The organism is Rhizobium sp. P28RR-XV, assembly GCF_012641385.1.
Lineage (GTDB): Bacteria > Pseudomonadota > Alphaproteobacteria > Rhizobiales > Rhizobiaceae > Rhizobium.
Genome location: NZ_JABAIG010000003.1, coordinates 278,633 through 292,725, shown reverse-complemented (window position 1 = coordinate 292,725; position 14,093 = coordinate 278,633). Strand labels below are relative to the sequence as shown.

10 protein-coding genes are annotated in these 14,093 nt (G+C 59.2%); all 10 read left to right on the top strand.

The annotated features are described in order from the left end of the window. The first annotated feature begins 149 nt into the window (after nt 1-149). Nucleotides 150-2,060 (top strand): ABC transporter ATP-binding protein, encoded by a 1,911-nt coding sequence (locus HGP12_RS08255; protein WP_168878701.1) that lies wholly within the window; start codon nt 150-152, stop codon nt 2,058-2,060. Further along, the gene (locus tag HGP12_RS08250; protein ID WP_168839394.1) at nt 2,054-3,976 is read left to right on the top strand and encodes an ABC transporter substrate-binding protein; all 1,923 of its coding nucleotides are present in this window, start codon (nt 2,054-2,056) and stop codon (nt 3,974-3,976) included. The genes HGP12_RS08255 and HGP12_RS08250 overlap by 7 nt, the downstream gene beginning before the upstream one ends. Beyond that, complete coding sequence (locus HGP12_RS08245; protein WP_168839395.1) at nt 3,969-4,967, top strand: ABC transporter permease; 999 nt, start codon at nt 3,969-3,971, stop codon at nt 4,965-4,967. The genes HGP12_RS08250 and HGP12_RS08245 overlap by 8 nt, the downstream gene beginning before the upstream one ends. Next, the gene (locus tag HGP12_RS08240; RefSeq protein WP_168839396.1) at nt 4,964-6,139 is read left to right on the top strand and encodes an ABC transporter permease; all 1,176 of its coding nucleotides are present in this window, start codon (nt 4,964-4,966) and stop codon (nt 6,137-6,139) included. Before HGP12_RS08245 ends, HGP12_RS08240 begins: the two co-directional genes overlap by 4 nt. 100 nt (nt 6,140-6,239) lie before the next feature. Next, a complete protein-coding gene (locus HGP12_RS08235) occupies nt 6,240-7,454 on the top strand; it encodes a glycosyltransferase family protein (RefSeq protein ID WP_168839397.1) in 1,215 nt (404 codons plus the stop codon). A gap of 17 nt (nt 7,455-7,471) precedes the next feature. Continuing rightward, the gene (locus HGP12_RS08230; protein WP_168839398.1) at nt 7,472-8,731 is read left to right on the top strand and encodes a glycosyltransferase family 4 protein; all 1,260 of its coding nucleotides are present in this window, start codon (nt 7,472-7,474) and stop codon (nt 8,729-8,731) included. Then, nucleotides 8,728-9,873, top strand: coding sequence for a glycosyltransferase family protein (locus HGP12_RS08225; RefSeq protein WP_168839399.1), 1,146 nt, complete (start codon nt 8,728-8,730; stop codon nt 9,871-9,873). The genes HGP12_RS08230 and HGP12_RS08225 overlap by 4 nt, the downstream gene beginning before the upstream one ends. Before the next feature lie 236 nt (nt 9,874-10,109). Further along, nucleotides 10,110-12,824 carry an ABC transporter ATP-binding protein gene (locus HGP12_RS08220; RefSeq protein ID WP_168839400.1) on the top strand — a complete coding sequence of 905 codons (2,715 nt, stop codon included), beginning with the start codon at nt 10,110-10,112 and terminating at the stop codon, nt 12,822-12,824. Between the two features lie 52 nt (nt 12,825-12,876). Beyond that, nucleotides 12,877-13,353: a cyclic nucleotide-binding domain-containing protein gene (locus HGP12_RS08215; RefSeq protein ID WP_168839401.1), complete on the top strand. Its 477-nt coding sequence runs from the start codon at nt 12,877-12,879 to the stop codon at nt 13,351-13,353. Between the two features lie 314 nt (nt 13,354-13,667). Beyond that, nucleotides 13,668-14,051 carry a helix-turn-helix domain-containing protein gene (locus HGP12_RS08210; RefSeq protein ID WP_168839402.1) on the top strand — a complete coding sequence of 128 codons (384 nt, stop codon included), beginning with the start codon at nt 13,668-13,670 and terminating at the stop codon, nt 14,049-14,051. Nucleotides 14,052-14,093: the final 42 nt, after the last annotated feature.

Here is a 14,093-nt window from a genome sequence, read left to right as displayed (position 1 = left end):
GCCTGGTTCAGCATAGGCCGATATATCACTGGAAAGACGACAGATTTTTTACAGTCTTTGCACCGCTTTGACCAGCTAGACACCCGTTATGCCCTACGTTAGTGTGCCGCCTAAGGCCACAAAGGTCATGTGAGCGGGAAGTAATATGTATGGCGTCAGGGACTGATCTACTGCGTGTTGAGAACCTCGACGTCTCGTTTTCCCTTTACGGGGACAATCTGCGTGTCGTCAAAAACGCCGGTTTGCGGGTGCTTCCCGGCAAGGTCACGGCGCTCGTCGGCGAGTCGGGCTCCGGTAAGTCCATTATCAGCCAGTCGATCATGGGCATCCTGCCGGCGCCGGCGACGGCGACGGGGCGAATCCTTTTTACCGACCCGCTCGACGGCAAGACCACAGATCTGCTCCAACTGCCGCGTGACGGAGCCGCCATGCGCAGGCTGCGCGGTGCGCGCATGGCCAAGATCTTCCAGGAGCCGATGACGTCGCTGTCGCCGCTGCACACGGTGGGCAACCAGATCAGCGAAGTGCTCCGCATTCACAGCCCCGGCATCAGCAGGGCGGAACAGCGCGAGAAGACGGAGGAAATGCTGAGCCTTGTCGGCTTTCAGGATCCTTACCATACCTTCGACATGTATCCCTTCCAGCTCTCCGGCGGCATGCGCCAGCGTGCGATGATCGCCATGGCGCTGATTTGCAATCCGGCGCTTCTGATTGCCGATGAACCGACGACCGCGCTTGACGTCACCATCCAGGCGCAAATTCTCGGGCTGCTGCGCAATCTCCAGCAGACCTTCAACATGGCGATGCTCCTGATCACCCATGATCTCGGCGTCGTCGCCAATATGGCCGACGAGGTCGTCGTCATCTACCATGGCGAGATCATGGAGGCCGGGCCGGTTGAAACGATTTTCCGCCAGCCGCAGCATCGCTATTTGAAAGCCCTGATGTCGGCGGTGCCGCATTTCGACATGAAACCGGGGGAGCGGCTGAAATCCTTGCGGGATGTTCCCGTCAATCTCGGCACTTTCTCCGGCAAGAAGAAACTGATCGGCCACGTCGCGCCCGCTGCCGGCACGACGCCCGATGTCCTGCTCAGCGTGCGCAACCTGACCAAGACCTATACATCGAAGGCCGGCGGCCTGTTCGGCAGGCGGGACGGCACGAAGTTCCGCGCGGTCGATAATGTCAGCTTCGATATCCGCCGCGGCGAATGTCTTGGCTTGGTCGGCGAAAGCGGCTGCGGCAAGACGACGGTGAGCAAGATCCTCATGCGCGGTATCACGGCCGACAGCGGTTCCGTCAGCTTCGACGACGGCAGCGGCAAGATCGACGTGCTTTCCGTCAAGAGCGACGAATTGATGGATCTTCGCACGAAGATACAGATGGTCTTCCAGGATCCGGTTTCATCCCTTTCTCCGCGGATGACGATCCGCAATATTCTGAGCGAGCCCCTGGAGATCCATGGGCATGGCGACAGCGCCGAGCGCAAGGAGAAGGTCGAGGCGCTGATGCAGGCGATCGGCCTCGACAAGCATTTTCTCAGCCGCTACCCGCACAGCTTTTCGGGCGGCCAGCGCCAGCGCATCGGCATTGCCCGTGCCCTGGCGCTTGGGCCGAAGCTTCTCATCCTGGATGAACCGGTCTCGGCGCTCGATGTGTCTGTGCAGGCGCAAATCCTGAACCTCCTCAAGGACTTGCAAAAGGAACTCGGCCTGACCTACCTGTTCATCTCGCACAATCTCGCCGTGGTCGACTATATGGCCGACAGGATCGCCGTGATGGCGCGGGGACGCATCGTCGAAATCGCGCCGCGCGAAATCATCCTGCGCGATCCCGTTCATCCCTATACGCGCTCGTTGCTCGCCGCAGTCCCGTTCCCCGATCTCGACCGCCCTTTGGATTTCTCCGCACTGAACAGCGAGGGGCCGGCCGCCAAACAGAAATGGGGGCCGCAATTCTCTGAAGAAGCGGACGGAGAGCTTGCCTATGCGGATCTGGGGGGCGGACATTTCGTTCGCGCCCGCCGGGGCGTCGAAGCCCAGGAGCTGCGTAAATGGTAACGCGGCGGACCTTTCTCGGCCTGCTGGCCTCCACCATATTGCCGTCGCCTCTCGCCGCCGCGGAGGTCGACAACGAGCCGGAATATCTCGCCGATTGGCTGCGCGCCGGTCAGATGCCGCATCTTGCGAAGCGGCTGCCGAAATTTCCGCGCGTCGTCGACGTGGCTGCCATGGGGCGCGTGCCCGGCCGCTACGGCGGCTCCGTTCGCATGATCATCGGCAGTCAGAACGATATCCGTCTCATGACGATCTACGGTTATGCGCGCCTCGTGGGTTATGATCGCACGCTGACGCTGCAGCCGGATATTCTGGAATCCTATTCCGCCGTCAACGATACGGTCTTCACCTTCAAGCTGCGTGACGGACACAAATGGTCCGATGGACATCCGTTTACCGCCAACGACTTCCGCTACTGGTGGGAGGATGTCATCCTCAACAAGGAACTGACACCGGGCGGCGGAGCGCTCGAATTGCGTCCGCACGGAAGCCTGCCGAATTTCGAGATGCTCGACGAGCTGACGGTGCGTTACACCTGGGATGACCCCAATCCGAATTTCCTGCCGATCCTCGCCGCTCCGCAGCCGCTCGTCATTGCCGGGCCTGCCCACTATCTCAAGCAGTTCCATAAGAAATACCAGGACAAGATTCGTCTCTCCTCGCTGATGCAGGAAAACAGGGCGAAGAAATGGCAGGACCTGCATATCAAGATGGGCCGCTCGTACCGCCCTGAAAATCCCAATCTGCCGGTGCTCGATCCCTGGAAAAACACGACGGCGCCGCCGGCCGAGCAATTCGTGTTCGAACGCAACCCCTATTTCCACCGCGTCGACGAGAACGGCCGGCAGCTGCCCTATATCGATCGCCTTATCCTGAACATCAGCTCGTCGTCGATCATTCCGGCCAAGACAGGTGCTGGAGAAAGCGACCTGCAGGCAACCGGCATAGACTTCAACGACTATACCTTCCTGAAGGAGGCCGAGAAGCGCGATTCGAGCAAGATCAAGGTCAATCTCTGGAAGGCGGCGCGTGGGTCGCGGGTTGCCCTGTATCCCAATCTGAACAGCGCCGACAACGTCTGGCGCGACCTCTTGCGCGATGTTCGGGTGCGCAGGGCGCTGTCGCTTGCGATCGATCGTCACGAGATCAATATGGCTGTCTTCTACGGTCTCGGAACAGCAAGCGCCAACACGGTATTGCCCGACAGCCCGCTTTTCAAACCTGAGTATGCCTCTGCCTGGATCGAGCACGATCCGGATCAGGCCAATGCTCTTCTGGACGCTGTCGGCCTTGGCAAGCGGGATAAAGACGGCGTCCGCCTGCTGCCAGACGGTCGGCGAATGGAAATCACCGTTGAGACACCGGGCGAAAGCACGCTCGATTCCGACGTGCTGGAGCTGGTCACCGATCACTGGCGCAAGGTTGGCATCGCACTTTTTATTCGCGTGTCCCAGCGTGATATTTTCCGCAGCCGCGCCATGGGCGGCCGCATTCTGATGTCGCTGTGGTATGGCCTCGACAATGGTGTGGCAACGGCCGACATGAATCCAGGCGAATTGGCACCGACGACTAATGACCAGATGCAATGGCCGCTTTGGGGCATGTACTATCTGTCGCGCCAGACGCAAGGGGTGGCTCCGGACGTGCCGGAGGCGGCAGAGCTGATCAAGCTGCTGGGCGAATGGGAAGAGGCTGCCTCCTCCTTCGAGCGCGCCGAGGTCTGGCACAAGATGCTGAAGATCTATGCGGACCAGGTTTTCTCCATCGGTCTGATCAACAGCACTTTACAGCCGGTCGTGCATTCGGCCCATATGCAGAACGTGCCGGAAAAGGCGCTTTACGGCTTCGATCCGACCTGCCTGCTCGGCGTCTACATGCCGGACACCTTCTGGATGAAGGAGGATCGTCCGAATGCTTAGATATATCCTCTGGCGCATCGCGGTCATGCTCCCGACGCTGGTCGTCATCTCGATGCTGGTCTTTACGATCATCCAGCTGCCGCCTGGCGACTTCTTCGATAGCCAGATCGCCGAATTGCGCGCCCAGGGCGACACCGCGAATCTTCAGGACATGGAGAATCTTCGCCACGAATACGGGCTCGACAAGCCCTTGCCGCTTCAATATCTGCACTGGGCTGGAGGTATGCTGCACGGCGATTTCGGCTATTCCTTCGAATATCAGCTGCCGGTCTCGGAGGTCGTCGGCGATCGGCTCTGGCTGACCATCCTCGTATCGATGACGACGATCCTTTTGACCTGGTTGATCGCCTTCCCGATCGGCATCTATTCCGCCACCCATCAATATAGCTGGGGCGATTACGGGCTGACCTTCCTGGGGCTGCTCGGCATCGCCATTCCGAACTTCATGCTGGCGCTGATCCTGATGTATTTCGCCAATGTCTGGTTCGGCGTATCGATCGGTCATTTGATGGATCAAAAATATCTGTCGCAGCCGATGAGCTGGGAAAAGGCGCGCTCGATCCTGTCGCACCTGTGGATTCCGGTCATCATCGTCGGCACCGCCGGCACGGCGGGCATGATCCGCCGTCTGCGCGCCAATCTGCTTGACGAGATGCAGAAGCAATATGTCGTCACCGCGCGCGCCAAGGGGCTGCACCCATTGAGGGTGCTGGTGAAATATCCGTTGCGCATGGCGCTGAATTTCTTCGTCGCCGATATCGGATCGATCCTGCCCTCGATCATTTCCGGCGCCGAGATCACCGCCATCGTGCTGTCTCTGGAAACGACCGGCCCGATGCTGATCCGGGCCTTGCAGAGCCAGGACATGTATCTTGCAGGCTCCTTCCTGATGTTCCTGGCCTTTCTCAACGTCATCGGCGTGCTGATCTCCGATATCGCCCTTGGCTTTCTCGATCCCCGCATCCGCTTGCAAGGCAGGAGCACAAAGTGAGCGTATCCCTGCCAAAGCCCGGTGCCCCCCTGGAGCACTACGTCTCGAATGCGGATTTCGATCCGGATCAGTTCGAGACCATGTCCGCCGGCCAGCAACGCTACTACATGGCTTCGCAAAAGAAGCTGATGTGGTGGAAGTTCAAGAAGCACAAACTTGCGCTTGCATCAGGCATTTTCCTGCTACTGGCCTATGGCATGATCGTGATTGCCGAGTTCCTGGCGCCTTACGGGCTGCATACCCGCAATGTCGACTATATTCACTCGCCGCCGCAGATGATTCATCTCTTCGACAAGGGCAATTTCGTCGGGCCGTTCGTCTACGGCCGCAAGATGACGCTCGATATCGAGACGCTGCGCCGGATCTATACCGACAACCCCTCCGACGTGCAGCCGATCCGCTTCTTTTGCCGCGGCGACGCCTATCGCTTCTGGGGGCTGGTGGATTCGAACGTTCATGTGGTTTGCCCGGCTGTCGGCGGCCAGATGTATCTGCTCGGAACGGACAGGCTCGGTCGTGACGTCCTGTCGCGCGTCATTTATGGCGCGCGCATATCCCTGACGATCGGCCTGATCGGCATTTCAATCAGCTTCCTGCTCGGCATCGTCATCGGGGGGCTGGCCGGCTATCATGGCGGTCTTTTCGATCTTCTCGTGCAACGCGTGATCGAGGTGTTGCAGTCGCTGCCGAGCCTGCCCCTGTGGATGGCGCTTGCAGCGATCATGCCGGTGAGCTGGAGCCCGATCATCGTTTACTTCGGCATCACCATCATTCTCGGCATACTGGACTGGACCGGGCTTGCGCGCGCCGTGCGCTCCAAGCTTTTATCCTTGCGCGAGGAGGACTATGTGCTTGCCGCGCAACTGATGGGGGCAAGCACGCCGCGCGTCATCGGCCGTCACCTCATCCCCGGCTTCATGTCGCACCTGATCGCTACCGCGACGATTTCGGTTCCGAGCATGATTCTCGGCGAAACTGCCCTAAGTTTCCTCGGATTGGGCCTTCGGCCGCCGATCACCAGTTGGGGCATCCTGCTAACCGAGGCCAAGAACGTTAGCGTGATCGCCTTCTATCCATGGCTTCTTTTTCCGATGGTCCCCGTGATATTGGTTATTCTGGCGTTCAACTTTTTAGGAGACGGGTTGCGCGATGCCGCCGATCCCTACAAATAGCAGGGTGAATGGCGAAGACAGGATTGCAATTCGACGAGCGGTCGTGGATGTCGTTTGCCGACAAACCGCGTTGTGACTTTTACCCCCAGAGGTTTTACCAATGAAGCGGCGTTTAGAAGATGCTCGAATCCTCATGTATAGCCACGACACGTTTGGTCTCGGCCATCTGCGGCGATGCCGGACGATCGCACATGCGCTTGTGGAGGATTATCGCGGGCTGAACGTGCTGATCATCTCCGGCGCGACGATTGCCGGGGCGTTCGATTATCGATCCCGCGTGGACTTCGTCAAAGTACCAAGCGTCATCAAGCTGCGTGACGGCGAATATACGTCGATGGCGAGCCATGTCGCCCTGCAGGAAACGCTGAAGATGCGGCAATCGATCATCCGCCATACGGCGGAAACCTTTCAGCCGGATATTTTCATCGTCGACAAGGAGCCGTTGGGTCTCAAGGGCGAGGTCGAAGAGACGCTGACCTATCTCAAGGCGCGCGGCACGACGCTCGTTCTGGGCATGCGCGATGTCATGGACGCGCCGCACCTGCTGGAAGCGGAGTGGAAGAAAACCAACGCGCTGCAGAAGATCGACCAATTCTATGATCGTGTGTGGGTCTACGGCCCGCCGGATTTCCATGACCCGCTTATCGGGCTCGACGTGCCCGCGGGCGTGCGCCGGAAGATGGAGTTCGTCGGCTTCCTGCAGCGCAGCGTTTCCACTTTGGGCACGAAATCCGAGCATGTGCCCGACGAGGACTATATTCTGGTGACAACAGGCGGCGGCGGCGACGGCGCCGATTTGGTCAGCGATGTCGTCGGCGCTTTCGAGCAGGACAGCTCCCTGACGCAGAAGACGCTGATCGTCCTCGGCCCGTACATGCCGGCCAAGGAGCGCGGTCAGCTCCTGGAGCGCGCCAGCAAGATCGACTGTCTGCAGGTGATCGAGTTTGACAACAAGATGGAAGAGTTGATCGCCGGCGCCAAAGCCGTCGTTGCTATGGGCGGTTACAACACCTATTGCGAGATCCTGTCTTTCGACAAGCCGGCGCTGATCATTCCGCGCACCCGCCCGCGTGAGGAGCAGCTGATCCGCGCTCAGCGCGCCAGCGAGCTCGGCCTTGTCGATATGCTGCTGCCGGAGGAATCCGCCGATCCGAAGCAGCTTGCCACCGCCCTGAAGCGCCTGCCGAACCGCGCGCCGCCTTCGGCGAGCAGCAGCAATATGCGCCTTGAAGGACTGGTGCATATTTCGCGCACCGTCGGCGAGTGGTTCGATGATCGCGAGCGCTACACGCCGCTGTCGATCGTTGCTGAATAGGTCATCGGAAGCCGTCGATGCGGAAGAAAATACTGGTGGTCCTCAAGGGCTATCCTCGCCTGTCGGAAACCTTCATTGCGCAGGAACTGCTTGGCCTGGAAAAGGCCGGCTTCGACCTGACGCTGATTTCGATGCGCAAGCCGACGGACAAGAAGCGCCATCCCGTCCATGACGAGATCAAGGCGCGTGTCGTCTATCTGCCGGAATATCTGCACAACGAACCGTTAAGGGTGCTGCGAGCCTTGTGGGCAGGCATCGGCAAGCCCGGCTTCAAACCGCTCCTGAAGCAATTCTGCGCCGACCTGAAGCGGGATATCACCCCAAACCGCGTGCGGCGCTTCGGCCAGGCATTGGTTCTGGCGCATGAATGGCCCGATGGCGGCGAATGGCTACATGCGCATTTCATCCATACGCCGGCTTCCGTGACCTCCTATGCCAGCATCATGACGGGCATTCCCTGGACCTGTTCGGCGCACGCCAAGGATATCTGGACTTCGCCGGACTGGGAGCTCTCGGAAAAGCTCGGCCGAGCCCGCTGGACGGTGACCTGCACGCGCACCGGCTTCGAGCACATGCGAGATCTGATCCAGGCGGATGACAAGGTGTATCTGAGCTATCATGGCCTCGACCTCGATCGCTTCGCCCCCTTTTCCGGCGAACATTCCGATCGGGATGGCACGGATGCTTCGGACCCCGCCCTCATTCTCAGCGTCGGGCGCGCGGTGGAGAAGAAGGGATACGACGTGTTGCTGAAGGCGCTGGCGCTGTTGCCTGGCGATCTCGGCTGGCGCTTTACCCACATCGGCGGGGGCGATGGGCTGGCAAAGCTGAAGGCATTGGCCGACACGCTCGGCATTGCCGACCGCCTCACCTGGAAGGGGGCGTTGGCACAGGAGGAGGTGCTTGCCCATTACCGCCAGGCCGATATCTTCGCGCTCGCCTGCCGCGTGGCGGCTGACGGCGATCGCGATGGCCTGCCCAATGTGCTCGTGGAAGCGTCGAGCCAGCGTCTCGTCTGCGTTTCCACCAATGTCTCCGGTGTTCCCGAATTGCTCGAGGACGGCGAAAACGGCCTTGTCGTCCCATCCGAGGATCCGCAGGCGCTCGCCGCCGCGCTGGAATCTGCCATTCGCAACCCGGTGCTGCGTCACAAGCTCGGTGAGGCGGCCGAAAGGCGGGTGCGCGAGCATTTCGACTATCATGCCAGCATCCGGCAGTTGACGCGGCTGTTCGAGGAGCAGTGGCAGAGGGAAGACCAATGGCGGAAATCCGCATGACGGCTTCGCATTCCCAGCCGTTACGCGTTTTCTTCTACGTTCAGCATCTGCTCGGTATCGGCCATCTGGCGCGGGCCAGCCGCATTGCCAGCGCACTGGCGAAGGACGGCTGCCAGGTGACTGTCGTCACCGGTGGCGTGCCGGTAAATGGATTCCCCGGGGCGGATGTCACCTCGGTCACATTGCCCGCTGTCGTTGCCAGCAGCGCCGGGTTTTCCGGCCTGGCCGATCAGGCCGGCAATCCCGTCGGCGAGGATTTTCTATCGCGCCGCCGCGATCTGCTGCTGGATGCGTTTCGGCAGGCCGCGCCCGATGTCGTCGTCATCGAAGCATTTCCCTTCGGCCGCAGGCAGATGCGTTTCGAGCTTCTGCCGCTGCTCGATGCCGTTGCGAAGGCCGATCCGAAACCGAGGCTTTACACCTCGGTGCGCGATATCCTGCAGCAACAGAAGAAGCCGGGGCGGGATGAGGAGACCGTAGGGCTGCTTCGCGATCACTTCGATGGCGTGCTCGTTCATGGCGACCCGCATTTTGTCCGGCTGGAGGAAACCTTTCCCTTGACCGAGGCGATCGCCGACAAGATTGCCTATACGGGCCTTGTCGCGCCTGCGTTGCCGCCGGAACCCGTCGAAACCTTTGATATCATCGTATCGGCCGGCGGCGGCGCCGTCGGGCGCGACCTGATCCGTGCATCGCTGGAGGCAGCAAGCCGCGTGGCGACGGATCGCCGCTGGCTGTTGGTCGCCGGGCCGAATTTGCCCGAACAGGACTATGCCGATCTTGCCAGACACGCGCCTGGCAATGTCGAGCTCGTTCGCTTCCGCAAGGATTTTCCATCTCTCCTGCGGGGTGCAGAGCTGTCGGTCTCGCAAGCCGGCTACAATACGGTCGGCGATCTTCTTGTCGCCGGTTGTCGCGCTATTCTGGTTCCCTTCACGGCTGGCGGCGAAACGGAGCAGTCCGTCAGGGCCGAGCGGCTGGAAAAGCTGGGCTTGGCATTGGCCCTGCCGGAGGCGGGATTGACGACCGAATTGCTGGTCGGGGCCGTGAAGACCGCGCTGTCGCGGCCCAAGCCGCGCAACCCGGACATCGATCTCGGCGGTGCCGCCAGAACCTCGGCTATTCTGCGCCAAATCATATAGAGAAAGGCGCGGCGGCTATCGGAGCCATCCTGTCGTTTTATCCTCCTGGATTCCTGCAATCTTGTGATATAAATCGAAAAATCGATGAATCGGGAGGAGCGTGGACGAAGGACCGGGCGGTTCCCCTTTTCACAATGGGGCCACGTATCCGCAACGAAATCTTCCCGCATCTCTGCAACATCGGTGCCGGCATCAGGCCGGCGCTGGGCGTTGAATCTGAAAGCCTGCAGTAAGCAATGGAAAAAAGCCTAGCGCGTTACATTTGGTCGAACACCCGGCTGGAGCAGATCTGGATACTGCTGGTCGTCGCGGCGTCGATGATCCCTTACTTTCTGTCCTTCGACCTGCCCAAGCAGATCGTCAACGGGCCGATCCAGGGTAAGGGTTTCGAGCATCCCGGCCAAACACAGACCTTTATGCACATCGCCTTCGATGTGCCGCTGATCGGTCATATCGAAGTCTTCCAGGGTGTCCAGCTGACCCGCATGTGGATGCTCGTCGCGCTGAGCATGGTGTTCCTGGCCCTTGTCGTGCTCAACGGCCTCTTCAAGCTGTATATCAATACCTACAAGGGGCGGCTCGGCGAGCGTATGCTGCGACGCATCCGCTTCGAGCTGATCGATCGGGTGCTGCGGTTTCCTCCGATCCTTTTCAAGCGCGTGAAGCCCGCGGAAATCGCCACCATGATCAAGGACGAGGTGGAGCCGATGGGCGGCTTCACCGGCGATGCCTTCGTGCAGCCGGCCCTTCTCGGCGGCCAGGCAGTGACGGCGCTCGTCTTCATCATCATGCAGAATTTCTGGCTCGGCATGATCGCCGCCGGCATCGTCGCCGTGCAGGCGATCGTCATTCCCCGCATGCGCAAGCGGCTTCTGGAGCTCGGCCGCCAGCGCCAGCTGACTGCGCGCGAGCTTTCCGGCCGTGTCGGTGAGATCGTTGACGGCATCGGCACCATTCACGCCAACGACACCACGAATTTGGAGCGTGCCGATATCGCCCATCGGCTCGGATTGATCTTTTCGATCCGCTACGATCTCTATCAGTGGAAGTTTTTGGTGAAATTCATCAATAATTTCCTCGCGCAGGTCACGCCCTTCCTGTTCTATCTGATCGGCGGTTTCCTTGCCTTGCAGGGCCGATTGGACATCGGCCAGCTCGTCGCAGTCATCAATGCCTATAAGGATTTGCCCGGACCGCTGAAAGAGCTGATCGATTGGGACCAGTCGCGTCAGGACGTGCAGGTCAAATACAATCAGGTGGTCGAGCAGTTCAGCGTCGATAAATTGATCGATCCGAAAATCCAGATCCTCTCGCATGCGCCGGCCGGACGCATCACCCATGCCCTGGTTGCGACCAATGTGACCGTCGTCGACGATAGCGGCGCCCGCGTGCTCGATCACGTCTCGGTCGAGATCCATCCCGGGGAAAGGGTGGCAATCGTGGGCGACAGCGGTGCGGGCGGTGAATATCTTGCGGAAGCATTCGGGCGCCTGATCTGGCCGGATAGCGGCCGTGTCTCGATCGATGGCCGCGATATCCTGGAATTGCCGGAATCGATAACCGGACGACGCATCGCCTATGCTTCTTCCGAAACCTTTTTCTTCCATGGTACCTTGCGCAGCAATCTGCTCTATGGCCTCAAGCATGCGCCGCTCATTGCTCCCGTCTATACCGACGACGAGGCCACCAAGGCCAAATGGCGCGTGATGGAAGCGCGGCGCGCGGCCAATCCGGAATTCGATCTCAACGGTGACTGGGTCGATTATGCGGCTGCGGGCGCCACGGGGCCGGATGATATCTATTCGGTGATCCGTCCGGTTCTCGATGCCGTTGCCATGTCCCAGGATATTTTCGACATGGCGCTGCGCTCGAATGTTGACGCGGCAGCACATGAGGATCTGACGTCGCGTATCGTCGAACTGCGGCAGGCATTGCGGTTGCGGCTTGAGGAAGAGAAGCTCGAGGACCTCGTCGTTCCCTTCCAGTTCGACGCGTACAATCCGCAGGCGACGGTCGGCGAAAATTTGCTGTTCGGCACGCTGAAGCGGCCGCAGATGACCAATCGCAAGCTCGCCGCGCATCCTTATTTCCAGCAGATATTCGCCGAGACCGGGCTCGTGTCAGACCTCTACGACATGGGCTTGGAGATCGCCGAAAACGCGGTCGAGCTTTTCACCGACCTGCCGCCGGACCATCCGTTCTTCCAGCAGCTGACCTTCATGACGGCGGAGGATATTCCGACCTATGAGGCGCTGCTGCAGAAGCTGAACGGCAAGGGATATGAGGCGGCGACCGACGATGAACGCGCGGCCATCATCCGCCTCAGCTTCTCCTATATCGAACCACGTCACCGCTTCGGTCTTCTGACCCAGGTGCTGATGGAAAAGATCGTCCAGGCGCGGGCGAAATTCTACGAGAACATACCAGCCGATCTGACCAAGGTCATCGAGCGCTATGATCCGGAACGTTTTACCGCGTCGGCGACCCTGATGGACAACGTGCTGTTCGGCCGCATCGCCCATCAGCAGGCCAACGCGCCGGAGCGCATTCACCAGATCATGTATGATGTCTTCGGCCGCCTCGGCATGCATGACAGCGTCCTGTCGATCGGCCTGGATTTTGATGTTGGTTCGGGCGGCAAGCGCCTGACGAACGTGCAGCGCCAGAAGCTCAATCTCGGCCGTGCACTATTGAAGCGTGCGGATTATATCATCTGCAACCGTCCGCTGCCGGCGCTCGATCATCGCGTTCAGGATCAGATTGCGAGAGCCGTTCTGGGCAAATTTGACAGCGACGGATATGCGCCGGCAATCATCTGGGTATTGTCCAATCCGAGCTTTGCCGAATTGTTCGATCGTGTTTTGGTCTTCGACCATGGGAGTCTTGTCGAAAGCGGGTCAAGTACCGATCTTTTGGAGAAAAACGGTATGTTCAAAGAACTGTTATCGTAATATCCTATCTCGACAGTGCGTCTGGGGCCGAACACTGGGGGTATCGAAGCTCATGCTTCTGAAAGACGAAGTTGAAATGCTGAAGCGAGTGCCGATTTTTTCGCGCATCGCACCCGCGAAATTGAAACTTTTGGCGTTTACGTCCGATCGCGTCAGCTATAATGCTGGCCAAACCCTGTTTCATCAGGGGGATCACGGAGATGCCGCCTACGTTGTTCTTTCGGGAACTGCTGATATTCTCGTCGATAGCCCGGCCGGCGAGATCAAGGTTGCTGAAGTTGACGTGAATTCCATCGTCGGCGAAATCGCAATCCTCTGTGACGTCTCCCGCACCGCCACGGTAAAGGCCACATCCAGGCTCGAGGCATTGAAGATCAGCAAGGAGCATTTCCTGAAGCTGCTCAGCGATTTTCCGGAAATGGCCGTCGAGATCATGCGCGTGCTTGCCGACCGCCTCAACCATACGACCTCGGAACTGACAGCCGTCCGCAGCCGCCTCAACCAGCCGCAGTCGATGTCCACGCATTGAGATCGAGATGTCGAGTGTCTGTGCTTTCACGCAGGCGCCGAGCAAATCAATGACATCTGGACGATGTGTTCGCCGTCGAGCTTCTGGAGTCATTCCGGAAAGTGCGCGGCGGTTTTCCGGCCGGAATTGCGAGACAATAAAGAGATCGAGCGGTTTAGAGTTTCCGTGAAAAGCTGAACGCTCTAGCTTTTCAAAATAGCGATCGGAAACTTCTTAATACAGTGCAAAGTTGACTTTGGGTGCCGTGTTGGAAGATTGTGAATTCGAGGGAAACCTGCGAACATGAAAGCAGTTTTTCTTCTGGCGGTTTCCTCATGGCCAAAAAATACGATGCGATCGACGTAGAAGTTGGATCACGCATCCGACTACGCCGGGAAGAATTGTCAATTACGCAGGATATATTAGCCGAGAAGCTTTGCATAAGCCCTCAACAGCTCGAGAAATACGAATGCGGCGTCGAAAAAATCGGCGCTGGTCGCCTTCTAAGCATTTCTGAAATCCTTGGTGTGCCGGTCATGTTTTTCTTTAGAAGCGCATCGGACGACGCCCTTCCTTCCATGGAGGCAATGTCCGGTTTTCGACTTGCCAAGCATCACAGGGCCGCGCTGCAGACAGCCTTATCGGGGATTGAGGACAAGCGATTGCGGGCGAGGATTGTCGCCTTTGTGCAATCAAGCGAACCAGACAACGAGCGCTGACACAGCAAGATGACATTTCATTTAACGACACTCGGTAGTTGC

Coding starts and splice junctions, on each gene's coding strand:
- HGP12_RS08255 (WP_168878701.1), top strand. CDS start 150: ATGGCGTCAGGGACTGATCTACTGCGTGTTGAGAACCTCGACGTCTCG.
- HGP12_RS08250 (WP_168839394.1), top strand. CDS start 2,054: ATGGTAACGCGGCGGACCTTTCTCGGCCTGCTGGCCTCCACCATATTG.
- HGP12_RS08245 (WP_168839395.1), top strand. CDS start 3,969: ATGCTTAGATATATCCTCTGGCGCATCGCGGTCATGCTCCCGACGCTG.
- HGP12_RS08235 (WP_168839397.1), top strand. CDS start 6,240: ATGAAGCGGCGTTTAGAAGATGCTCGAATCCTCATGTATAGCCACGAC.
- HGP12_RS08230 (WP_168839398.1), top strand. CDS start 7,472: ATGCGGAAGAAAATACTGGTGGTCCTCAAGGGCTATCCTCGCCTGTCG.
- HGP12_RS08225 (WP_168839399.1), top strand. CDS start 8,728: ATGACGGCTTCGCATTCCCAGCCGTTACGCGTTTTCTTCTACGTTCAG.
- HGP12_RS08220 (WP_168839400.1), top strand. CDS start 10,110: ATGGAAAAAAGCCTAGCGCGTTACATTTGGTCGAACACCCGGCTGGAG.
- HGP12_RS08215 (WP_168839401.1), top strand. CDS start 12,877: ATGCTTCTGAAAGACGAAGTTGAAATGCTGAAGCGAGTGCCGATTTTT.
- HGP12_RS08210 (WP_168839402.1), top strand. CDS start 13,668: ATGGCCAAAAAATACGATGCGATCGACGTAGAAGTTGGATCACGCATC.